The 24,649-nt window shown below is 38.8% G+C and carries 21 protein-coding genes, 1 other RNA gene and 1 riboswitch; of the genes, 4 read left to right on the plus strand and 18 right to left on the minus strand.

Annotated features, from left to right (window positions below; translation table 11 throughout):
* Positions 1-317: 317 nt before the first annotated feature.
* On the plus strand, positions 318-731 hold the full coding sequence (locus MKY77_RS21545) for a VOC family protein (RefSeq protein WP_339147738.1): 414 nt from the start codon (positions 318-320) through the stop codon (positions 729-731).
* A gap of 238 nt (positions 732-969) precedes the next feature.
* On the opposite strand, the gene MKY77_RS21550 is transcribed toward MKY77_RS21545, so the two are convergent.
* From MKY77_RS21550 to MKY77_RS21580, 7 genes are all read right to left on the minus strand, one after another.
* Positions 970-1,278 carry a DUF962 domain-containing protein gene (locus MKY77_RS21550; protein WP_339147739.1) on the minus strand — a complete coding sequence of 103 codons (309 nt, stop codon included), beginning with the start codon at positions 1,276-1,278 and terminating at the stop codon, positions 970-972.
* Positions 1,279-1,284: 6 nt separating this feature from the next.
* Positions 1,285-2,016 (minus strand): SDR family oxidoreductase, encoded by a 732-nt coding sequence (locus tag MKY77_RS21555; RefSeq protein WP_339147740.1) that lies wholly within the window; start codon positions 2,014-2,016, stop codon positions 1,285-1,287.
* A gap of 28 nt (positions 2,017-2,044) precedes the next feature.
* Positions 2,045-3,598: an ATP-binding protein gene (locus tag MKY77_RS21560; RefSeq protein WP_339147741.1), complete on the minus strand. Its 1,554-nt coding sequence runs from the start codon at positions 3,596-3,598 to the stop codon at positions 2,045-2,047.
* A 167-nt stretch (positions 3,599-3,765) separates the two neighbouring features.
* Positions 3,766-4,131: a transfer-messenger RNA gene (gene ssrA, locus MKY77_RS21565) on the minus strand.
* Positions 4,132-4,319: 188 nt separating this feature from the next.
* On the minus strand, positions 4,320-4,787 hold the full coding sequence (gene smpB, locus MKY77_RS21570; protein ID WP_060665428.1) for an SsrA-binding protein SmpB: 468 nt from the start codon (positions 4,785-4,787) through the stop codon (positions 4,320-4,322).
* 118 nt (positions 4,788-4,905) lie between these two features.
* Positions 4,906-7,266, minus strand: coding sequence for a ribonuclease R (rnr, locus tag MKY77_RS21575; protein ID WP_339147742.1), 2,361 nt, complete (start codon positions 7,264-7,266; stop codon positions 4,906-4,908).
* A gap of 202 nt (positions 7,267-7,468) precedes the next feature.
* Positions 7,469-8,209: a carboxylesterase gene (locus MKY77_RS21580; protein WP_339149888.1), complete on the minus strand. Its 741-nt coding sequence runs from the start codon at positions 8,207-8,209 to the stop codon at positions 7,469-7,471.
* A 462-nt stretch (positions 8,210-8,671) separates the two neighbouring features.
* Positions 8,672-8,779: riboswitch (cyclic di-GMP riboswitch) on the plus strand.
* Between the two features lie 32 nt (positions 8,780-8,811).
* Here MKY77_RS21580 and MKY77_RS21585 point away from each other — a divergent pair.
* On the plus strand, positions 8,812-8,958 hold the full coding sequence (locus MKY77_RS21585; protein WP_339147743.1) for an anti-repressor SinI family protein: 147 nt from the start codon (positions 8,812-8,814) through the stop codon (positions 8,956-8,958).
* Positions 8,959-9,046: 88 nt separating this feature from the next.
* On the plus strand, positions 9,047-9,385 hold the full coding sequence (locus MKY77_RS21590) for a helix-turn-helix domain-containing protein (RefSeq protein ID WP_339147744.1): 339 nt from the start codon (positions 9,047-9,049) through the stop codon (positions 9,383-9,385).
* Between the two features lie 19 nt (positions 9,386-9,404).
* Here MKY77_RS21590 and MKY77_RS21595 read toward each other — a convergent pair whose 3' ends face one another.
* The 11 genes from MKY77_RS21595 to MKY77_RS21645 all read right to left on the minus strand — a co-directional run bounded on the left by MKY77_RS21595 (position 9,405) and on the right by MKY77_RS21645 (position 21,724).
* Entirely contained in the window at positions 9,405-10,376 is a 972-nt protein-coding gene (locus MKY77_RS21595) for a metallophosphoesterase (RefSeq protein ID WP_339149889.1), read from the minus strand.
* Positions 10,377-10,448: 72 nt separating this feature from the next.
* On the minus strand, positions 10,449-12,239 hold the full coding sequence (locus tag MKY77_RS21600) for an ABC transporter ATP-binding protein (protein ID WP_339147745.1): 1,791 nt from the start codon (positions 12,237-12,239) through the stop codon (positions 10,449-10,451).
* 93 nt (positions 12,240-12,332) lie between these two features.
* On the minus strand, positions 12,333-13,397 hold the full coding sequence (locus tag MKY77_RS21605) for a nucleotidyltransferase family protein (protein WP_342515732.1): 1,065 nt from the start codon (positions 13,395-13,397) through the stop codon (positions 12,333-12,335).
* A gap of 405 nt (positions 13,398-13,802) precedes the next feature.
* Positions 13,803-15,080 (minus strand): IS110 family transposase, encoded by a 1,278-nt coding sequence (locus tag MKY77_RS21610; RefSeq protein WP_342515391.1) that lies wholly within the window; start codon positions 15,078-15,080, stop codon positions 13,803-13,805.
* Between the two features lie 178 nt (positions 15,081-15,258).
* Positions 15,259-15,726 (minus strand): lasso peptide biosynthesis B2 protein, encoded by a 468-nt coding sequence (locus MKY77_RS21615; protein ID WP_339147747.1) that lies wholly within the window; start codon positions 15,724-15,726, stop codon positions 15,259-15,261.
* 23 nt (positions 15,727-15,749) lie between these two features.
* A complete protein-coding gene (locus MKY77_RS21620) occupies positions 15,750-16,046 on the minus strand; it encodes a lasso peptide biosynthesis PqqD family chaperone (protein WP_339147748.1) in 297 nt (98 codons plus the stop codon).
* Entirely contained in the window at positions 16,039-16,980 is a 942-nt protein-coding gene (locus MKY77_RS21625; RefSeq protein ID WP_339147749.1) for an aldolase, read from the minus strand. Before MKY77_RS21625 ends, MKY77_RS21620 begins: the two co-directional genes overlap by 8 nt.
* 71 nt (positions 16,981-17,051) lie before the next feature.
* Entirely contained in the window at positions 17,052-17,210 is a 159-nt protein-coding gene (locus MKY77_RS21630; RefSeq protein WP_339147750.1) for a paeninodin family lasso peptide, read from the minus strand.
* A gap of 20 nt (positions 17,211-17,230) precedes the next feature.
* Entirely contained in the window at positions 17,231-19,144 is a 1,914-nt protein-coding gene (locus MKY77_RS21635) for an asparagine synthase-related protein (RefSeq protein WP_339147751.1), read from the minus strand.
* A gap of 463 nt (positions 19,145-19,607) precedes the next feature.
* Entirely contained in the window at positions 19,608-19,730 is a 123-nt protein-coding gene (locus MKY77_RS21640; RefSeq protein WP_339147752.1) for a paeninodin family lasso peptide, read from the minus strand.
* A 62-nt stretch (positions 19,731-19,792) separates the two neighbouring features.
* The gene (locus MKY77_RS21645; RefSeq protein ID WP_339147753.1) at positions 19,793-21,724 is read right to left on the minus strand and encodes an asparagine synthase-related protein; all 1,932 of its coding nucleotides are present in this window, start codon (positions 21,722-21,724) and stop codon (positions 19,793-19,795) included.
* Positions 21,725-21,908: 184 nt separating this feature from the next.
* Between MKY77_RS21645 and MKY77_RS21650 the strand changes: the two genes are divergently transcribed.
* On the plus strand, positions 21,909-24,368 hold the full coding sequence (locus MKY77_RS21650; protein WP_339147754.1) for a right-handed parallel beta-helix repeat-containing protein: 2,460 nt from the start codon (positions 21,909-21,911) through the stop codon (positions 24,366-24,368).
* Positions 24,369-24,649 lie beyond the last annotated feature (281 nt).

Consider the following 24,649-nt stretch of genomic DNA (forward strand, 5'->3'; position numbering starts at 1 on the left):
GACTTTAACCATTATACGAGGTGGTGAATCCGCTTTCAATATATTTTATATAGATACTATTAGTTTCTCAAATTCTATTAGTTGGTGATTGGAGCGAAAGGTGGAGACTCCGGCGGGAGGTAGCGGTTGGTGGAGACCCCGCAAGCTTGCCGAGGAGGCTCCACCAGCGCCCCGCGGAAAGCGAAACCGTTCGCGGAAATCAACAACGGTATAAAAGAGGTATAACCGCATTTGTCGAACGTATGTTCTTTACTTTTCAATTATTGCAAAATATAATGAAAGAGTAAGTACATACCCAATCAAAAGGAGTGTTGATAATGAAGCATCAAGCTGTACCTTATCTATCATTTAACGGCAATGCAAGACAGGCACTTGAGTTTTATAAAGAAGTTTTTGAAGGTGAAATCACTGGGATCCAGACCTTTGGTGAAGCCGATTTCCCTACTCCACCGGAAGCAGACTATCTAGTCATGCACGCACGTTTTGAAAAAGGAAACCTGACACTGATGGCATCCGACTCATTCCCAGGCCAAACAGTAGAGATTGGTGGCAATGTCTCCCTTATGCTGGAGATGGAAAGCGAAGAACAGGTTGACACCCTTTATGCACGTCTTAGTGAAAACGGGAAAGTACTGATGGAGCTTCAAGATACCTTCTGGGGAGCGCGTTACGGAAGTGTTCAAGATTTCTTTGGTGTGAAGTGGGATTTGAATTATACGAAACCGCAATAATAGGTGGCTTTGTTTAAACATACTGTTAATTTTTGCAGCAACCTAGCTTTTGATTGGAGCAATAGGCGAAGACTCCTGAGGGAGATAGCGTATAGGGGAGACCCCGCAGGCACAAGCCAAGGAGGCTCCCCAAACGCCTCTAGGAAAGCGAAGCCTAGTGCGGAGATCAACAGCGGTGGTGTTTACCAGATCCCAAAAAAAGCTTCGAGGAACATGGAGGTTCTCGAAGCTTCTAGGTTCATTTGGGCAGAATTTTTTTGCCTGATATTAGCTCAAACGTTTTTAAGAAAAACCAACTGAAACCGGCATAAAAGCCAATGAGTGGATACCTAAAGGATGCCGGCTTATTCTTTTCAAAGTAAAAGTGGCCAATCCATGAAAATATATAATGTAACAAAGCAAGCGCAAGGGTTACCCACCAATTAATAAAAAGAAAAATCCAGGCTAAGAAAGCAAAGAGAAAAGCGAAGTAGTGCAGAAGCTGATTCCATTTGTTCTCATGTGCTTTTTGGTATAATAGCAAATCATTCTTAACTTTTTCTCTCATACCTAGCTATCCCTCGTAAATCATCTTTCTTGTCATGCCGCCATCCACCGTAATGTTTTCTCCATTGACAAAATTGTTTTCGGAGTCCGTTAGATACAAGCAAGCCTTTGCAATATCTTCTGGTTTCCCGACTCGATTGGAAAGATGTTGTGCATGGTCCTTATCCCTTAGCTCTTCATAATTTTCATTCTGGATCCATCCAGGTGAAATAGCATTCACCGTAATATCCCGTTCACTTAAGGAAGCTGCCAGCGCATGCGTCAGCGCCACAATTCCGCCCTTAGTTGCAGCATATGCTTCTGAGTTCGCTTCGGACATGGACGCCCTAGTGGAGGCGATGTTAACAATAGAGCCACCATTTTTCATAAACTTAGATGCTTCTTTGGAGGCGATGAACACACTGCGCAAATTCGTGTTGATCACGTCGTCCCAAGCGTCCACAGTAAGATCATGTAGTGGAGTAAATCGGGATACTCCTGCATTATTGATAAGGATATCAATCTGGCGGAAGTTTTTCATGGTTTTAGTCATCAAGTGTTGAATGTCCTCTTCTTTTCTGACATCCGTTTTAACGAAAAGCGCTTTGTCTCCCAGCTCCTGTTGTAGAACCTGTCCTGCTTTTTCATCCTTGTCAGCAAGCACCACGCGTGCTCCTGCATTTACGTAGGACGTTGCGATTCCTTTGCCGATTCCATTTGCCGCACCAGTTATGATGACCGTTTTGTTTTGGAAATCCATAGAGATTGCCTCCTTTGAGTAGGTATTGCTAGCCATTACAAGGCAGAATTATTTCGACTACCGCCCCACCATTGAGATTATTTTGGATATAAAGTTTACCATCATGAATCTCTTCTACCACGCGTTTACAGATCATTAACCCCAGGCCATTGCCGTCTTTTTTGGTTGTAAGAAATGGTTGGCCCATTCTGTGCAAAATATGGTCAGGAAAACCATTTCCGTCATCTTTAAAGCTTATCAAAACCTGATCATCACCCTGTAGTCTTACATTGATGGTGAGTTTTCCATTCTGTGCCACCGACTCCACACTATTTTTCACCAGATTGATAAATACCTGCTTCATTTGGTTACCATCACTATAGATAGGCTTAACATCCTGAAAATCATATAGAATTTCGACATTTTTAATAATGGCGAAGCTCGATAATAATACTTCTATTTCATTGATAAGATCACGAACATCATGCCAGTCCTTTTTCTGAACGGTCGGTCTGGAGAGAACAAGGAACTCGTTGGTAATTTGATCAATCCTTTCAATTTCTTTCAACATGATTTCCGGGAAGGCACTACTTGGTCCACCTTCTTCACACAGCTGTATAAAGCCTTTTAAAGTAGTAAGGGGATTCTTTATTTCATGGGCGACTCCTGCTGCCATCTGCCCTACAATTGCAAGCTTTTCGGCATTTTGAATATAGGATTCGGTTTTCATATATTCTGTAATATCATGGAGCTGAATCAATGTCCCTTCTTGGAACGGGAAAAAATCTACCAAACATGTTCTTGTTTCGTGTTTATTTTGAAAGATAATTTTGTAATCCTGGATAACTTCCCCTTTTACATATAGGTCATGAACACGGCTCAACAACTTTAGTTCATCAATGGTGTAGAGTTCATTTTCATGAGGTAAACCTAAAATATCCCTGGCTTTAGGGTTAATCCTTACAATTTCCTTGTTTTTCTCTACCACAATATAGCCGGTATTCGATTGTTCAAGCACCATATGGTTCATTAGATTCAAGTAGCGGTTTTTTTCCAAAAGGTCGAGTTCCCTCTGAATAGAATCTACCACTGTTTCCAAAGAAGCCATGATAAGCGGATTCGCGACCTGTATAAACGTCATCATGGAGATCGTACCAACCACTTGATTTTTATGAAATAAAGGGGCACTGTAGCATGCAGTCTGATGGAGAAAGTAATAGTAGTGTTCCTCTCCAATTATCTGAACGGGAATCCCAAGATCAAGTGCCGCTAAAACAGAGTTAACCCCTGCTTGCGCTTCACTGAATTGCACGCCTTTTTTCAGACCGACCTGATTAACAACCGTATCCTCCATGCTCGGATCGCCAAGATATTCAATAATATTACCCTTTTCGTCCGTAACCGCCACAAGTATAGGTATACCTTTGCTCTTTTCTAAAAATGTATTCATAAACAACCTGATAATATCCAATGTATCCTTGTATCCACTTTGAATCTCGGATAACTCTTCATCCGATAAGCTATTAAAAGTGGGGATGACATGTGGATCTAATTTATTGATATGGCAACGTTCGCGCATCTTTGTAATATATTCTTCTAGCATGCTATCATCCTTTGAGACTTGTCATTTGCTCATACTAAAAAGTATATACTACTGAGAGAGGAGTTGAAACGATGAAAGATTGGGAGTCGGGAATTTAGGTGGTTTATGGAGTTTTTTATGGCAAAACAAAAGACCACACTGGTAAATAGTGTGGTCTTCTTACATTTAAATGGAGACGGAGGGAGTCGAACCCTCGTCCAGAAACATCGCCACTTGAGCATCTACGAGTGTAGTCAATATATTAGTAATTCGCTGACCGTTCCGCCTATTGACTGGCATCCTGGCAGCTAGCCTGATTGTTCTCTTCCTTTGACCTCAGACGGCGATCTCCGGCGTAGCCCACTAAGAGTGAGTCCCTGATCCTACCACATGGGCGATGGAGGGAGGAACCGCATCAGACTGTTATTAGGCAGCTAATGCGAAGTTGTTGTTTTCTTTGCCAGTTATTATTGGCGTTGACGTTGATGACGAGGACGATCCCCCCGACTCGCAACCCAAGCTCGAACTATCCCTGTCGAATCCGTAACGTCCCCTCGATTAAAATGTCCCTGTTGAAGTTTAAATCAACAAAGAGCAAAACACGAGGTTTCTACGGGAGAGATAATCAAGCCAACAAGTTGGCTATTCAATTATCAAAGCATCGCTCTGTGTATCAGCGACAACTATATTATAGCACATACAGATAACTTTGCAATTGTAAGTTACTGTAAATTCCACTACTCTATTCCTTTTGACGTTCACGGAACGCTCTCTCAATATCACGTTTCGCTTCTTTCTTTTTCAAGTCTTCACGCTTATCATACTTTTTCTTACCTTTACCGAGTCCTATTAAAAGCTTGGCATAGCCATTCTTAAGATAGATTTTTAAAGGTACTAAAGCATATCCTTCTTCTTTTGTAAGACCGATAAGCTGATTGATTTGTTTACGATGAAGAAGCAACTTGCGTGTACGTAGCGGATCATGGTTATAACGGTTACCTTGCTCATAAGGACTGATGTGCAGATTGTGCAAGAATACTTCGCCGTTTTGCACTCTTGCAAAGGAGTCTTTCAAGTTAACTCGGCCAGCTCGCATGGATTTGATTTCTGTACCTTGCAGGACCATACCTGTTTCATAAGTCTGTTCAATGAAGTAATCGTGATTCGCTTTTTTATTGGTGCTGATGACCTTACCTTCCCCTTTTGGCACGTAGGTCTCCCCCCTTTCTTTCTAACATGGCGTAGTGAATATTTTACCAAATCCACCACCCCTCTACAAGAAAGAAGAGCCTCATCTTGTAAAAAGGCTCTCCACATCTCGAAGTTTATCACTTCTTCTTTTTGCGTTTCTGTTTTGGTACATTTTCAAAGAACTTTTTATTCTTCTTTTTCTTTTTAGCTGGACCTTGTGTCGTCCAGCCAATCTCAAATGTGTAATCATCGATGTCGCTTTCTGCTTTACGCTTCTGACTGCGACCTTTTGCAGGCTTTTTACGCTCACTTTGAATGACACGTGGTGCGCTCTTCGTGTCAGGACGGCGAGTGCCTTTCATCCCTACTACTTCAAAATCAATGGAACGTTCATCTTTATTAACATTGATGACACGGACTGTGATTTCGTCCCCGATTCTATAAACCTTGCCTGTACGTTCCCCGATCATCGCATAATTGCGTTCATCATAACGGTAATAGTCATCTGTCAGGTAGCTCACATGGACAAGCCCTTCAATGGTGTTCGGCAACTCAACGAACATCCCGAAGTTGGTCACAGAGCTGATGATGCCATCGTACTCTTCGCCAATTTTATCAAGCATGTATTCGGATTTCTTCAGTTCATCCGTTTCACGCTCGGCATCAACTGCGCGGCGCTCCATATTGGAGGAATGCTCCGCTATCTCCGGCAACTTGTCGCTCCATTTTTCCTGTGTTTTCTCATCCAGTTTCTTCTGAATAAGATACGTGCGGATCAAGCGATGGACAATTAAATCCGGATAACGACGGATCGGTGAGGTGAAGTGTGTATAGAACTCCGTGGATAGACCAAAGTGGCCTAAGCTTTCCTCATCATATTTTGCCTGCTTCATGGAACGAAGCATGACAGTGGATACCACCATCTCTTCCGGCTTCCCTTGTACCGCCTCAATAACTTCTTGAAGTGCCCGCGGGTGAATTTCGTTACCTTTTCCTTTCACCACATAACCGAAGTTTGTGATGAATTCAAAGAAACGTTGCAGTTTTTCCTCTTTTGGATCCTCATGGACACGGTAGATGAACGGCACATTCATCCAGTGGAAATGCTCGGCCACCGTTTCATTTGCAACAAGCATGAACTCCTCAATCAAACGCTCGGCAACAGAACGCTCACGAAGCACAACATCCTTAGGTGCACCCTCTTCATCCACAATTACTTTGGATTCCTTGAAATCAAAATCGATGGCACCACGTGTCATACGTTTTTTACGAAGGACAGCAGCTAACTCCTCCATGAGCTGGAACATTGGAACCAAGGATTCATAACGGGACGTTACTTCCTCGTCCTTATCCACTAGAATTTTGTTCACGTCGGTATACGTCATCCGCTCCGTCGTCTTAATGACACTGTGGAAGATTTCGTGCTTCACGACTTCCCCAGCATTATTCAACTCCATCTCACAAGAAATGGTGAGTCGGTTTACTTTTGGGTTCAACGAGCAAATTCCGTTGGACAGGCGATGAGGAATCATCGGGATAACACGGTCCACGAGATAAATACTTGTTCCTCGTTCCTGTGCCTCCAAGTCTATCGCTGAACCTTCAGTGACATAGTGAGTAACGTCGGCGATATGGACTCCAAGCTTATAATTACCATTATCAAGCTTAGTCACGGTTACGGCGTCATCCAAGTCCTTAGCGTCCGCTCCATCAATCGTCACGATTACCTGATCGCGAAGGTCACGGCGGTCCCCCAGGTCCTTTTCATCGATTTCATCCGGCGTCGCATTTGCCTGGTCGAGGACCTCTCTTGGGAACTCCTGCGGCAGGCCGTGCTTATGAATGACAGATAGGATATCCACACCCGGATCATTTTTATGTCCAAGAATACGGATGACTTCCCCTTCTGCACTTAAGCGACCTTCCGGATACGTCACTAATTTTACAACGACTTTATGCCCTTCAACGGCCCCGTTGCTGGCACTTTTCGGAATAAAAATATCATTTGCGATTTTCTTGTCATCAGCAATGACAAAACCAAAGCTTTTGCTTTCAGTATATGTACCCACAATCTCCTTGACGCCACGCTCCACAATACGGATAACGGTACCTTCCTGCCTTGAGTCGCCAGCAGCTTTCCTGCTTACACGCACAAGTACAATGTCTCCGTGCATCGCATTATTCAACTCATTTGGAGGAATGAATACATCGTCCATATCCGCTTCTTCCGGCATCACAAATGCAAAGCCTTTGGAGTGGCCAATCACTTTTCCTTTGATAAGGTTCATTTTCTCTGGCAGGCCGTAGCGGTTGCTGCGGGTGCGTACGATGAGGCCTTGATCTTCCATATAGACCAACGCTTTAACGAAGTCTTTGAATTCTTCTGAGTCTTTTATGCCAAAAGCCTGTTCCAGTTCTTGTGTGGTCAGTGGCTTATAGGCTTCTTCTTTCATGTAGGAAAGAAGTTTATCTACGTGTTGCTGAATAATTTCTTCCATTATATATCCCTCCCCTTTTTTCGGGTTTTGAATGTCTGTAGTTCACCGCTGTTGATTTACACGCTAGGCTTCGCTTTCCAGTGGGCGGTCCGGAAGCCTCCTCACAACGCTTGAGGATCTTCCCTGTCCCTTCCTCCCACAGGAGTCTACGCCTATCGTTCCAATCACCAGCTAGGGAACTTCATTTGCTATAGTATTAGTATTACCAATCTAACGACTCTAAAAACTCATATACATCTTCATGTAGTTGCTCGCGCTCTTTGTCGAGGGTTATGACATGTCCGGATTCCTCGTACCATTTGATTTTCTTATCGTCAGACTCGACCTCGTTGTAAATGATGTTGGCACTGTCCGTGTTGATCATATTGTCATGGCGGGCCTGTACCACAAATGTCGGCGAGTAGATCATGTCTACATTATTCCGCACGTCTGCGATCAATTCCTGCAGTGACTTCAGTGTATTCATTGGAGTTTGTTCAAATTCTTTCATTTCCTGTTCGATCTGGTCAGCAGTTTTTCCTTCACGGCGCTTGAACTCCCTAGCATATTCGAGTACTCCCTGATACATGATTTCCTCACTCTTGATATACATCGGGGCACACATAGGCACAATACCCTTCACAGGCATCGTATAACCTAATTTCAATGAGAAAACACCGCCTAATGACAGTCCGACTACTGCAATGCTTTCAAACCCCTTATCCTTCAAGAATTGATAGGCCTCCATCACGTCCTCCCACCAATCCTCAGGACCAGTGTGAACCAATTCCTCCGGCGGCACCCCATGACCCTTATATTGTGGGGCATGACAGGTGTACCCTCTCTTCTCTAGAAAACGGCCCATCATCCGCACATCTGCCGAATTCCCAGTAAAACCGTGTAACATCAATACCGCACGATCACCGCCTTCAAACGTAAAAGGCTTTGGCAACTTCACTTTCATCACGTCAGAACATCCTTTCATTCACATGTATTTATAGTATGCAACTTTTAGTTAAATATCAGATATGATTAGTCCGAAAAGAACATTTTACCATAATGGAGTGGGAATAGCTTTTATTACGGTTAGGTTGACTTTTATTCGCAAAGCCGTAGACGTTTACGGGGGTACAAAAGGAAGATGTATGTAAAATGAATGTTAAGTAGTAGAAAATCGACAAAAATAATGTTTTTCTTTTTTTGAAAAAACCCTCACAAATAGTGCTTTTTACTATTCAAATACAGCTAATCAATTCCTTAAATTCGTATTTAAACAACATTCTTTTCTAAAATCATTTTTTTAAAATAATATAAGCCGTTCGACATTTATCTGCAACATTCCATATTTAGTTAATTTATAATAAATTCAGGGTATAGCAAGGACAAAGGTAGTAATACAAAAGTTGTATATCGAATGATTCGAAACAACAGTAAAAGGCAAACTTGCTGAAAGGCAAGGACGCAAAGTCAACAGATCTAAGATTGTGTAAAAGAGAAACATCCTTTTACGAATTAAGATGGCTGGGCTGCCTGAAATACCAAAGTATTTTAGGAGGGAAAAGGATAATGGAAAACATAACAATTAAAATGACGGAAAATTTAGATAAGGAGTGGGTGGATCTAATTACAAACGCATTGAACATGGGTATTTCCTCCGCAGAAATTAGAGATTTCTTACATAATTATCGCAATCATACTTCATTTAAGCTCTAATTTTGTGAATATTTACGTATTTTCGTTCTAAATATCTAACAATCCCTTCGTTATATGCTATAATAAGCATGATAGGAAGGTGAAAGCCATGATTGGTGAACGAATTAAAAAATTTAGGGAACAACGAAAAATGTCCATGTCAGAATTAGCAGAACGTGCCGGCGTGGCCAAATCATACCTAAGCTCGATAGAACGGAATTTGCAATCCAACCCATCCGTTCAATTTCTTGAAAAAGTCTCATCTGTACTTGGAGTCAGCGTTAATTCCCTCCTCCACGATGAAGACGAAACCCATGCAAAAGAAAACCTTGACCGGGAATGGGCCACCCTTGTAAGAGAGGCAATGGACTCCGGTGTGACGAAAGAACAATTCAAAGATTTTTTGGAATTCAATAAATGGAAAATAAATCAGGATACAAAGAAGTAAGTGCCTTCCAACTTGGCACTTACTTTTTTGATGTAAATGTAATAACGTTTATTTCCGGTGTATTAAACAAGCGAAACTTCATAAAAGGTATAGTATCACTACTGCCTAGACCTGTGCTAACATATTGTTTAATTTCTTTGTATTCCCAGAGACCTTTTACTCTGTCCTGGGGTGGGAAGAGACCGTTTCTTTCATAATAGGATTCTGGAATAAATAGTGCTCCATAAAATGGTATTCTATATTGTCCACCATGATAATGCCCAGCTAATATCAAATCGAACTTTCTGATATTGTAAAAATCATCACTGAATAAAACATCCATGCGAGAATCAGGAATTGGATAGTGATTTAAAGCAATTAATAAATCAGATGATTCTTCATTTAATATCTTATTTTCTTCATTTTTATCCATTTGAAGCTTAACATAAGGCGAAAAATTTCCATTTGCTGATGAAGCTTTATACGCCTCGATTCTCTTATTACTAATAATGGAGCTCTCAAAATCGACTACCCTAACTAATGAATTACCTAGTCTAATTGTATATGTAGAATCTAAGAAAACGACTCCCCTTTCTTCCATCCCAACAATAAAATCATTTACTTCAATCCCAGACTTTGTAAACAAATATGGACGAGGATCCGCATTACCAGGCACAAAAAGTGCATGCTCTTTATTTTCAATTCCTTCAATTAAGTTGTAAAATGGACTGTAATTTTGGCTGTTACTATTGTTCAGCATATCTCCAGTAAAAACAATTACATCATATTCAATATCATTAATTTCTTTAATTAACCTTTTTTGCTTTTCCCCAAACTCCTTTTCATGGAGATCGGTTATTTGTAGAATGGTAAAACCGTCTTGAGCTTCAGGAAGATTTTCTATAATGACTGTATGTTCCACTACTTTTATTCGGTTGTTGTCAAATACAGGATAGATTAGTAACAAAAGTATTAACACGAACACAATTTTAAAAATTTGACCAAAATTCATTACTTCCAAATTACACCTCTCCAATCCCCTTGCTTAAAGCGTGGAAAAAAGAAAACACCCACATCGTGAGCGTTAAGACATTGCTTCTAGTTGGTTCTTTACCAAATTACTAAATACACTTTTTTTCTCTTCTGCTAGTTGGACAAAGCCACCTTTTTGAATAATGGTTCCTTCATCAAGAACCACCACTTGGTCTGCTTTTCGAATGGTCGATAGCCTATGAGCAATAACAATAATCGTCATTTTGCCTTTTAAGTTTTCTATGGCTTGCTGTATTTTCGCTTCATTTTCAGAATCAAGTGCACTAGTTGCTTCATCTAATACAAGAATTGATGGCTTCCTTAATATAGCTCTTGCAATAACCAGACGTTGGCGTTCCCCTCCAGATAGCTTTATTCCTCTATCCCCAATCACGGAGTCCAATCCATCAGGCAGTTTTTTGACGAACTCTGCTGCTGAAGAGAAGTAAAGCGCTTCCCAAAGTTCTTCTTCAGTAGCATTTGGATTAACTAACATCAAATTTTCCCTCACAGTTGTGTTAAAAAGGAAAGGATCCTGGGGTACATAACTAACTGCTTTTCTTAATGATATTAGGTTATCTTTTGTGAGAGACTTCCCATCAACCAACACCTCACCACACTCTGGTTGGTTCAGCCCCATAAGTAAATCTATAAGAGTACTCTTTCCAGCACCAGACCTGCCAACTACAGCAGTCATTTGATTAGACGGTATGTGCAAATTAATATTCTTTAATGCAAAATCAGGTTGGTCAGTATTATACCGAAAAAAAACATCCTTCACTTCAATACTTTTCTTCACTAATAGCGGCTTACTATTTTCCACAGCTGTAAACTCTCTTGCCTTTCTAGATTCTGATTGAATGGCAATCACTGCTTGGAATGCAGGGATGGTAGTCGCCAACTGCTCTAACGAACCTTGAATTCCCGCTACCCTTGGCCACAGCCTTGAGAAAATGATAATAATTAACATAAGCTGCGTGACCTGAGCATTAAAAAGATTCACAGCGATGTAGATAAAGGTTGCTATTAAGATGGCAGAAGCTATTTTATAGTACATTTGTGATTTTGTTTTCAACTTGGTGTACTCAATTTGTTCATTTTTCATTCGATCTGTAATGGTTTGGTACCAATCCATCCGTGTATCTTCCAATGTATTACTCTTGATATCCTTGATTCCATTAATTTGATCTGTAATTCCCGCTAAATAGCTTCTACCTAAATCATAATTTCTCTTGCCAAGCTCCATGGACCATTTTAGAAACTTCCGATTTAAAAGTACAAGCAGTATACCGCTTAATAGAACAAAGCCCGTTATACTTGGCGACAACCATAAAGCCAAGCCGATTTGAATACCTGTAAAAATTAAAGAAGAAAGAAATTGTAAGAATGAATTGGTTCCAGCACTCGCCCTAGCAATTTCTGCTGTCATATAGTTGATTAAATCTGACTTTCTATTCTTAATAAAAAAATTCCAGTTCGCATGCAAAAACGCATCATAAGTTTTCACCCGTAAATGTCTAAAAAACCCGTGCTGGATAATAGCATTTCGTATCGTTATTTGACGGTGCACCAAATTATGCGCAATTACAATCAATACATAAATAGAGAGAATACCCGGTAGTCCTATGAGATCCGGAATCCTCTGCAAGATTTCATAAACTCCAGCAAAAGGTGTACCACTGACCTCAAAATTAACGAATCCTGTCATTGTAATCATCGGAATCAATAACAACAATCCAATCCCATCAAGTAGACCGATGATTATCATAGATGCCATATTAATGTAGAGAACTTTCCCTGCATAAGCTTGGATCTGCTTAAAAAAATAGAGCACAGCGCTCACAATAAAACCTCCTTGGTCCTTACATGGGTTAATAACTCCATAATGTACTTTCTATATATGTAACCACTACAAACAATCCATTTTTCAACTTCATTAAGAAACTATCTGCCTTCGAGATTTCCTCCAAGCCCACAACATCGGCCTTAATGGAAAATAAAGAAAGTGTAATAACTTTGGTAATGGTAGAGTTTCCGCGTCTTCAGGATAAGGGAACAACCAACATATCATCGACAAAAACTTCTGCTGTGGAGACATTAATGCAAATTGGTGTCTTCCGTGGAACTTTGAAACATATTTTGGAACTGGATCTGTATGAAGGTTCACCATATTTTCTAAATAAAAGATGGCTTCTTGTGCTAGCTTCATAGACTTCTTATCAATAATCCTATTTGCATATTTAGGCATTCTGGAGTCTAATAACCCTTCTGCAAGTAGAAAAGCCTGCCCGCCTACTTTTTCTACGTGGTACTTTCTCATTTTTTTCATGACTTCACGCCAATTCAGGTCAGCTTTTAGCATTTGTTGAATATCACAAAGCCATCTCAAGCGGGACCACCCATGTCGTGCTCCATGGGTAATAAGGAAGAAAAACAAGTCTTCTTTTCCTAAAATATATAATGGTTCTTTAAGAAGCGAGCTCGTTCTCTTATGCTTCCACAAGTGGTCAAAGCTCGGTTCAAAGGCAGGCCCAGGATTTAGGCGCCAATGGATTTCTAATTTCACGCCCTTTTCCTTATGGAAAAACGTTATATGATGATGTCTCCATGACCAATCCCCTAGAATCGTTTCGATATAATCATCCTTTATATACCCATGTAGGTTGAGAAGCTCTTCTGCTTTCTCAAGCTGGGCGATTGGAATAAGGACATCTAAATCGCTACATGTTCTCAAAGATAAATCTCCGTATAAGTCATGTGCTAAGTTTGGGCCTTTTAGAAATATTAACGGGATATCACTTTCTTTAAACGTTGCGTTTACCCAGTTCATCTCCGCACTAAGCTTGAGCATTTGAAACGTATTACTTTTAAAATAGTTCGTTAGTTGCTTTTTCACTTCACTTGGAATAAAGTCCATTTCTTTTATTCTTTGATGGATTAGCGGGTAAAGGCGATGATGTAATGCTAAGTCTAAAAAGAGGCTCCAGTCAATCATTTCCATATCCACTATATGTATAGATGGTTCCTCCCTCTATAAATATTGATATATCAACGGTTTGACCCGTTGGTGGGATGTCAAAAAAATATTTTTCGACATACTCCCTAACAGATATTAATAAATTTGTGATTCTCTTACATTTGGTGGGTACGCTACGCGGTCACTACTGGGTAATGATGGTAAAGTAGTGATCATTGGATATACGATGCACAATGGATCTCTGCGTAGCTTATGATGACGTACCCTCCCATGTCTCTGGGCATCAGTGTGCCTACATTCCTTCGTTCGGTCTAGTCATAAGGCAGAGGCTAGCGAAGCTCCTTTAGGGACTCGAGGTCGAATGGAAAAAATAGTGCCAGCTTCTCCGTGTCATCCTGTTGTCTAGGTCTTTAAAGGGGATGCAGGACTTTACATAGCCTCTGCGAGACTAGGAATATCCCTCATCATTCGCTTTGCGTCAAACGCTTTGTGCTTCGTGCTGATTCCATGGAGAACTTTTAAGAGTTTTCCGCATAGGACCACGATGGATTGCTTCTTGCGTAACGGATTATCCTTACGGTTTGTGTAGTAATCATGGAGCCTTTTAAAAGCTTCATTATGGCGAATCATCGGCATCATCACTCGGAATAGGAGGGAACGAAGCTTTCTTCTGCCCCTTTTGGAGATTCGCTTTTGTCCTTTGTGCTGGCCGGAGGAATTTTCCCGTAATGTCAATCCCGCGAGTTTGATTAGTTGGCGTGGATCTTCATAGTGAGAAAAGCTTCCGATTTCAGCTAGTAAATCGACAATCGTGGTATCTCCAAGTCCAGGAACCGTTGAGAGCCATTCGTATTCTACTGATGTTTGGATAAGTTCAACCAGGTGCTGCGTAATGCTTTCAATCTCTTGTTCTAACTGGTGGTAACGGCGAACGAGTGTGGCAATTTCCATACGGGCCATCTCCCGTCCTTCTGTTACCCCGATCGAGTCTGAAGCGAGTTCTATCAGTCGTATGGCTTTCGGCCTTTGGGGGGATTTGAGCCCCTCGACCTTACGGTAAAGTGCCAATACTTCATCCGGTTGTTTCTGATGAAGATCGGCCGGAAATGGTGTGCACTCCAGGACAGCCATTGCCATCTTTCCGAATGTCGGAAAGACCTGGGTGAACTCAGGAAAATAGCGATCCAGCCAGCGAATGACCATGTTTTTGACGGCACCCAGTTCCTCTGTCAACTTGCTTCTGAACGTTGAACCCACACGGAGTTCAGCCTCCACATCCTTTAGGATACGAGGATAACTGAAGCGTCCATCTTTAATCAGGCGAGCGATAACTAACGCATCTTTACGGTCATGTTTGGTTGGCAAGTTGTCATCCAATTCTTTTGACCGCTTAACGTGCATAGGATTGGTCATCACCAGGGGAATGCCTCGTTCCTCAAGGAAATAGGCTAGATTAAGCCAGTAATGGCCGGTAGGTTCAATCCCGACAATGACCTCCGTCTTTTCGTATTCTTTCATGGCAGCCAAAATACGCTCGTAAAAACGATCAAAACCGTCGCTAGACTGTAATACCGAAAAAGATTTTTGAAGCACACGCCCACGGTCATCGACAAAGCAGGCGAAGTGTTTCCGCTTTGCAATATCGATTCCGACTACAAGTGTATTTTCGGTGACTTGATTTATCTTCTGATTTTGTTTAAAATCCATGTTGGAGTCCTCCTTGGTTACCTAAGTTAGGGGTCAATTCGGTGCACGATTTGACACCCCGTATCATACCAAGAGGGCTCTTTTTTGTTCAAGTCCCCGAAAATCCTTCTAACAGGAATGCTCCTTTAACAGCTCTAAAAGGAAGAGCAACTCCTTTGGAACTCTCTCTACATTTAAGTTAGTTTCCTTCATAACGACCTGTTCCCCCTAAAGTCTTAGCAAATTTCCCAACTACAGTAAACCGTTCCATTCCTTCTGCACCAGTGACATAATAAGGTCCACTTCGTAACCAGGCATGTGCAATCAATTTCCCGTTCTCATCCTTTGCCGTGCCAAGATAAAGTGTACTTTCAATTTCCCGTTTTTCTAGCATCCTCATAGCAGCAATTGCTTTTACCAGGCACTGGCTTTCCCAAAAGGTGTATTTACTCATAATATGGATCGATTGAGAAACATTAGCAAGTACTTTCCTATTGGTCAGTAAAGGATCAAAAGAAGTCTCCTTCATTTTCAACCCTAAAGATGGAGCAACTTTAGAAAAAGGAATGCTCTTAAGATATCTGGCCCACGCCATATAAATATAGGATTCTATAAATAGTTTCCTTGACTCTTTATCCGTGTTCCATAAAATCTTTAATTTGTTCATCTTTAAGGTCCCCTTGTAAAAGATTACTTTGTTACTACAGAAATTAACCCTTCTCCATAAAGCATATCCATAAACGTCATCACTTGATTTTCACACAATTCGTGATCAACATCATACTGTTTCATTAATTCCTGGACTATGCTTTCAAGTGTGCTTTGGTTCTCTATTAAATCCCAAATGACACCACCTATTTCACCAAGGTTATAATACTTTCCGTTCGTAATACTAAACATCACTTTTTCTCCATCCATATCACTAACAATGTTTCCTTCTACTTGAGAAATCACTTGGTTTTGAGAAAGTGTTTCACTTCTACCCATTTACCACTTCATCCTTTCTTTCAATAGAATTAATTATAAAATCTGTTATTTGATTAGCTGTAAATTCCGAACTGGATCGTTGTATCTTATAGAACGTAATTTTATTTGCCATTTTAGCTGTTGTTTGAAAATGCCATTCCATGAGTCCAGCCCGGGAAAGAAAGAAATTTCGATACGTGTGCAAAAACAAAGTGTGGAGTCTATTTAATCCTTGGATAGGAGTAAATGTTGTCGCTTCCTCCTCTGTTTTTACTAATTCAAATATCCCTGCTAATGGAAGTGTGGCTGTCGTAAACTGAGAAGAAACCGGTATAGCAAACTTTGTCTCTCTATCTATAATAGGTCGAAGATTGCTTGACTCCATACCAAATTTGTTCAAACTCTCCTGCCATAGTTTCTGTTGAGGATACGCAGGAGTAACGACTGGAATATTGTCTATTGTAAAAGTAACTGGAATGACATCATCACTTATTAATTCGTAACCCCTTTGCAGCAGTACAGAAGCAGTTGTAGATTTACCAGCACCAGAGTCCCCAACAATGGCATATGCTTTTCCATTGATGGCAACGGCACTTCCATGGAGAGGAAGAATCCGCCTTTGCATTAGAATTGCTCCCATACATGTACCAAGCAGGTAAAGTCGAATATGATCCACTTCCGCTTCTTCCACTGCACTAACAATAATTTCATTACCGTTTTTCACTTGAAAAATCGCCGTACCTGGGATCTCGAACATGCACAAATTCTCTACAATATGGAAGTAACGGTTAGGTTCAGAAACTTCATCCCACTTTTCTTCTAATCTACCTTTTTTAATAGTAATGTCTGGAAAGTTGGGGTATATGGTGAGAGGTTCTAACTCGGGTAGAGGATATTCAGTTGTGATGGTGAAGCCGAATGCTTTGTAGAGTAGCAGATTACTATTTTTTATCATAAAGCCTCCGTGATTTAGGTATAACCCTTTTAACAAAGGGTTATACCATTATTATTTTAAAATGATTTCAATTAGCTGTTGTTTAAACAGCTTGCATTAGACCTACCTTCATGAGTTTCACTTTTCCCATCAGAAACATCAAAACAATCCGCATTTGCATTCCCAGGTCCATTCATTGTCATGCTAATATCCAACACTTCAACCATAGGTGTTTTCCACTCTCTTTTCATTACTCTCACCTCCTTTCAATTTATCCTTGTTTCTGTAAGAAACGATACAAAATAAGGCTTCTGGTTAAGATTTTAAAGTCGTTCTCTATGACCATTTCTTGTCTTGGCATATCGCCTAAGTTTGAAATTGCTTGTTTTATTATTTTAGTATCGATTAATTCAGATAGCATGGAGTCATTGCTCATCTTCTTCAACTCTTGCTTGAAACTTCCCCAATCCTTTTTCATACGGTGGATCACATCTGCTCCTTGAAGCCCTCTATGGTCTTGGTTTAAACGTACTTTATCAGGCAATTTGTTCTTTGTAGCCCTTCTTAAAAACGAACGCTCAAGCCCGCCTAATACATATTGTTCTTTTGGGAGGGAAAGACAGAACTTAATCACCCGAAGATCATTGGTAGGATCACGGTCCCAAACACCATAACGTAATGAAAGTTTGGTATTTGCTACACCACTTTTATTCCAAGGATATAACTGTCGATAATAGTCGTGGCGATATTGATCTAAGTCTTTTACTGACTCCCCCAATCCTTGCATTCCAAACTCTTGCAGTTTTTCATACACTTTAGTGCTCTTCGCAAGTTCAGGGTTGATAAAACTCGGAAAAGAATAACTTGGTTCCTTTTGTTTTGTTAGAAAAGCACGTAAGGCTGGATAGGTCCTCTTGGCCAAGAAAGGAAGCATCACTTTTTTTCCTGTTCGAAAACTTGTGCAAAAACTAGTTAACTCTTGATTTAATTGAATCCATTTCCATTGCTTAAGCAGAGTACTATAGTAATCGTAATTTAATCTCATCGACCCCCATGAAATAGAATGATTCCCACGTGCTCCATTCAACATCACCGATATTCCTTGTTTCGCAGCTGCTTCGCTAATTCCTTTTAACCAAAACGTGTTTTCGAAAAACTTATACGGCATTTCCATAATGTCAAGGAACTCATCCACTTCAGACAAGGGGCTTGCCCCAGGGAAACTCAAATAATTATCGTTAATATTTCCAACATGATTCACGGTTTCTTTTATAAATAGCCTTTCATCCGGCACATAATAATCAGATGTCCAGTCCTTAAAATCGCCTTCAGGAATATAACTAAATGTATGTAACGTCTTGTTCTCTTTTTTTAATTCATTAGCAGCAAAACTAACTACTGTTCCCGAATCTAGTCCTCCACTTAAATGTGACCCAACCTTTCCGTTAGTTCTCAATCTATCTTTTACAGCCCGGCCAAACACTTCATGAAAAGCTTCTATATACTCTTCATTTGACGATAGCTTGAGCTCTTGATCAATGTTGATTGTGCAGTATCTCTTCAATTTCACTTCACCATTCGCAGTTACCGTGATACTGTGAGAAGGAGGGACTTGGTGAATAGAGTGATAAACGGTGCTTGTCATATCTGCTGCTTCCACTAACGTTGGGATAGCAATAAACTCTGCTAGCCATGAATGGTTTAACTGCTTCTTATAGTTTGGTAGTGTCAGTAATGGCTTTATTAGAGTGGAAAAAGAAAAAATCTCTTTATCTTGATAATAGTAAAGGGTTCTTGAACCAGAAAAATCCCTTGCTCCAAAGAGTTTATTCTTTTTTTCATCCCACAGCATAAATGCATAGTCTCCTATAAGATATTTGGGACAATCTTCTTCCCATTTGTCATAAGCTAATAAAATTAAATGGCTATCTGAGATGGTTAATCTTTGTGAACCAGTTATTTCTAGTTGATTACATAATTCTTGTCTATTATCAATAATGGCGTCTGCTGTAATTGCTAGCTGTTTGTGAGAATCATAATATGGTAGGTTTTTTAGGTTGTAATACGGTGTAATTGGAAGAGGTTTGTAATTCTTCGATACATCGGGTTGAGTATAAGGAACAAAATCCAGTATGTTTCTTTGATCTTGTCGAAGCACTTTATAAACACCTAATATAATGCTCATTTTATCCTCCATTACTAACAAGAATTTTGTTCTTTATAAAGAACAAAAACTTTAAAAATAGAATCAAGCCATAAATAATATTATTTCACCCATATAATAATTAAAACGGTTCTTTATAAAGAACATTATTGTAATTCCAACTTACCACTTCCCAAATTTATAGTCAAGTAAAAACTAGAGTAATATTGTTTGTTCCAGCAAATTCTACATTGAGTTGTAATGCTGAGTTAATTCTTGCTTCCATCATTAAAGTGAATTATAAAATAAATATCCCAATAAACTATTATTATTAAGTACTTAAATATGTAATAATTTTTTACATTATAAATGTAAATTTTTAGTATTTTCATGATTAATCTTTATTAACTTTTTGTTATTGGCAGCACATTTAAAATAGGGAGAGGCCTACAAAAAGTCAACAAACTGACTTTCTGAACAGCCTCTTCTTTTAGGTTGATGTTCATTAGCTGTAATGTACATCCTCATCCGGATCATGTTGAACAGCATCCGGTATTCTAATCCCAGGTCCTGCAAAAGTCATATTTACGTCTAAAATTTCTAATTCTGGCTTCTTCCAGCTTTTCATTGTATCACCTCCCTTAATAAAATTAGAGAAGCTTTTCTTATTTCAATCCCCAAAACACCTCTTCAAATATATTTCTTCAAGAATCTATAAGTAATTAAACTTCTCATTAATAATACAAAATCTAAATTAAATACATTTTCAGGGCGGGGGTTATCTTTTAAACTAGCAGTCGTTTTTTCGATAAGGTCTGTGTTTAGATATTCCTTTACTAAAGGGTCTTTAATCAATGTTTCTAATTCGCAGATAAAATTCTTCCATAAAGGAATCATTCTAAATAGACTGTCGCTACCTTGTATACCTCGAACACGCTGATTCAATCTTACTTTCTCAGGAAGTATACCCTTTGTCGCTCTTCTAATTAATGATCTATCAAAACCATTTTGTACGAATTGGCTTTCTGGGATGGATAAGCAAAATTTAATAACTCTCAGATCATTTGTCGGATCACGATTCCACAATTTATATCGCAACGATAATTTAGTATTTACTGTTCCGTTTGAGTTCCAAAATGTTACTTGTTCAAAACACTTTTTCCTAGCTTCATATGCATTTGGTGTCTTAAATTCAAGGGGCTCAATTCCATTTGAAATTAGTTTATGAAAGACTCCAGTCTGATTAGCAAAATCTTGATTTATTAACATAGGAATCTTGTAAGAATCATGATGCTTACTAAATATAGCAGGATAAGCTTTATTCAATATCCTTGAGAAAATTCTAGACTTTTTGACACCAATATTTTTACTGTAAGCATCTAATTCTTTATAAAATAATAGGAACTTCCTCTGCTTTAATAACAATGTCTGGTAATCAAGGTATGGTCCCCAAGATATACTCCAGTTCCCTCTGGCTCCATTTAATAAAGTACCTACACCATCTTGAAAAGCTTTTTCGTATACGCCTCTAATCCAAAATGAGTTATGAAAAAATTTATAGGGCATTTCATATGTTTCCAACCAGGTATCAATTTCTGTGTAGGGACAACTGTTTTCAAGCGCTAGGTAATTATCTTCTATATTGCCGACATATTGGACGGTTGAATGTATATAAGGTCTCTCATCCGCAATTCTATGTTTTGGCGTCCACTGCTGAAAATCACTAGGTGGAATGTAACTATATGTATGCAGTCTTCTTCCTCGCCTTTTTAACTCTCGAGATGCATAGCCAACAACAGATCCAGAATCCAACCCTCCACTTAATTGAGCACCTACATTACGATTAGTTCTTACTCTTGAATTTACTGCTGTTTGGAAAATTTCTACAAATGCTTCTTCATACTCTTTGTTCGTTTTATATCTGATTCTTTCGTCGATATTGACTCTTGTAAACCTTGATAATTTCACCTGACCTTGTTTAACGATTAAGGTATGTGATGGTGGAAGTTGCTTGATTCCTTGATAAATAGTGGTATTTGCTTCCACCGTTTCGAACATTTCAGGAATAGCTAAATATTCAGCCAGCCATGATTCATTTAATTTCTTTTTTATGTGAGGGAGGGTCAATAGGGGTTTAAGTGTTGTGCAAAAAGAGAAATATTCGGAATTTACATGATAATACAGCGTACGGGTACCAGAAAAATCACTTGCTCCAAAAATTTGATTTTTTGATTCATCCCAAATGATAAAAGCAAAATCTCCTACCAAATATTTTGGAGAATCTTCTCCCCATTTTTGGTAAGCCTCTATAATCAATTCGTCATCTGAAATTTCATCTCTTTTAAATAGGGGGATTTGCAATCTATCCAATAATTCCATTCTGTTGTCAATAATTGCATCTGCAGTTATTACTAATTTCATTTCTCTTTGATGAAAAGGATTCCGCTTACCAACTGATTCCGGTGTTATCCATTGCAAGTGGCAGCCTAAAAATACATTTTCATTCTTCCAGGTTTGAACATCATCCGCAGGAAAACTGCTGAATCCGCCCATTAGAGCCACACAGTGTTCAGGTGGAATATTATTAGAATTGAAACTGAGTAAACCTGCAATCGCGCTCATATGTACCTCCAAATTTCTGGCAGCAAATTAAATGTTCTTTATAAAGAACTTATCATTCTTAAAAAAGAATGTCAATCATATCAGACGACTTTCCTTAATAAATTTCCCTATTTGTACAAACCATTCTGCTCCCAAAAGAATATATATATTTATATTGACTATTAGGTTATTGGAGGTTTTTTAAATGGCGAGTAAAATACAAATAAAAAGTTGTTTGAAGAGTGAATTACCCAATCTTGATGTAGGGGAATTCGCAATCTGTACAGATTCAAAAGAAGTATTTATAGGTACGGAAAATGGAAACTTACAAATTGCCAATAAGGAAGATGTCGGGGGCCTAGATGACCTTCAAACAACAAGTAATATTAGTTTAGTTCATGCAGTAAATGAAATCTTTGATAGGTTAAATACGAATATGGATGAACGAGCTGAATCACTATCGATTGGCGATCTTACAGATGTTAATCTATCTGACTTTATAGCTGATAATGGAGATGTTTTATCTTTAAATGATGGGGAATGGGTACCTACATCCACATCCACATATGTAATTAATTTAGAACTATGGGGAATTTACAATAACGGTTTAGAACCACTTGCAACAACAAATGGAATAAACAATGCCTTGCATTGGGCAAGTGAAAAAGGTTATAGCAGGTGTAAGTTGCCAAAAGGTCAATATACCATTGACAAGGATAGTTCGGTTAATATGGTAAGTAACATGACGCTAGATTTATATGGTTGTTTATTAAAAAAGGAAAGTAACGGTAACCAGAAGTATTTTATTATAAATATAGAAAACAAGGAAAACGTCCTAATCTCAGGAGGTATCATTGAGGGTGATAGATATTCACATGACTATACAACTACTCCAGGAACTCATGAATGGGGTACAGGAATCAATATAGATTATAGTAAAAACATTCGGATAGAAAATGTTGAAATTCGAGAGACTACTGGATATGGCATTTTTATCGGATCAAAATATCAACAAATTTACACGTTGAATAAATCAAACTTGGAACAAGGAACCATTGATAATAGTGGAAATCTCATTAACGAAAATAATTGGGTTCGGTCAAATATTTCTTTTAATTTATCAAACCAAAATATCCAAACTCGAGGCTATTTTATGATCTGCGGAAATGGTTACGGAACTTATGGTGCAGGAAATGAAATTTCTAAAGATACAATTAATCTATATTTTTACGATAATGAAGGTAATTATCTCGGCGTTGTTAAGAAACGTACATTTGAAGAAGTTTACCTTCATTCAATTCCCCATGGATCCAAAAAGTTCAAACTATCTTATAGGAAAGATATAAACGGGATTCAAAATAGTTTAATTACAATCAGAACCGATATACCTTCAAAATGGATAAGCATTAACAATTGTTTTATTCATCATAGTAGAGCTTTAGGTATTGTGGGGGCTGGAGGTCAGTATATTGACATAGAAAGTTGTGAAATTTCAAATATAGGAGGAACTGCTCCAGCTTGTGGAATTGATATAGAAGATGGTTATAGTTTAAATCAGAATATCACTATAAGGAATAATTTCTTTCATGATAATATGGTTGCAGATATTATTGTAATAAGTGCTAGGAATGTCTTGATTGAGTTAAATAAATTCAACAATAGTGTTGACTTAGGCGGTCCAAGAGGTGAAAATTATATTTCTCAATATAATCGTTACAATCTCTCTTCAGCTAGTGGGAAAACTTTAGCCGGAGATAACGGAACCTATGTAATCTTTAGGTATGATCATTTTACTGACGCTCAAATATTCTTATCCGGAAATTCAATGTATAATAACTGTATTTTTGATAATATGAATTTCATCTTGCAATCTGACCAATATTTAACTAGTACCTTTATTTCATGTAAATTCAACTTCAATAAACCGGATGTTGGTTGGTCTTGGATTCTAAGAAAAGGAAGCATAATTTTTCGTTTCTGCGAATTTAATATCAAATGCAAATGGTACTATTTTAGGAGTGAAGCACATTTAGGCGAGTGGGAAAAAAACAATCTTGTTTTTGAAAACAATACTTTCAATACTTCTTCTAGCATAGGAGAATGGATCTTTGAGGTTGGGCAATTAACTATTGTAAATAATGTTTTTAAAGGTAATGCACATGCATCTACTTATTATAGCTTCCGAGTTAAAGCAAACAAAACCTTCTTTACTGGAAATAAAGTTCGAGATGTTCACTTTATCTTAGAAGGACAAGGATTAAACTCACAAGCTACCATTAAGGATAACAGAATATTTATCGATAAAACTTCTCCCGTACAAGGTTCAGACCGCTCCGAATTTCTCCATTTATATTGGATTGATAATTTAAATATCAATAATAATTTCTTTGAAATACTTCAAGCAAACGTAGTAATAAGGTGTTTTACTATTTATGCTGAAAAACAACTCATATTAACTGACAATTACTATAGCTGTAGTAACGGAGACAAAGCAAGAATAGATTTATTTGGAGCTTTAAGAAACAGTAATAACCAAGGAACAATACCTCCATTAAAAAGTGTCATCAAAAACAATATTTTGGATAATGTTTCACTAAATCAAGCCCCGACTTATATAAACCAAATTGTTTATCAAGTAATGGAGTCAAATGTAGATTTTCCTTAAAAAAATGGAAAGAGCCTGGGACAAAAGAATATTAGTAAAACAAAATCCGAACATTCGTTCAGAATTCTAAAGTAAAATATTGAACAAGTTCGGATTTTTCTTCATTAACCTTCTACGAGTGGCGTTTTTGTTAAACACCGCTGTTGATATCCGCTCAAGTCTCCTTTTTCCGTGGGCGGTCTCGGGAGCCTCCTCGTCGCTACTACCAACCCCGGGGGCTACTCGCTCCGTTGGGGGACATACACGGGCTTTGGCTACCAACTTCTCTCATGAGTTTTGGA

This window comes from Sutcliffiella sp. FSL R7-0096, from assembly GCF_038595065.1.
Taxonomy (GTDB): Bacteria; Bacillota; Bacilli; order Bacillales; family Bacillaceae_I; genus Sutcliffiella_A.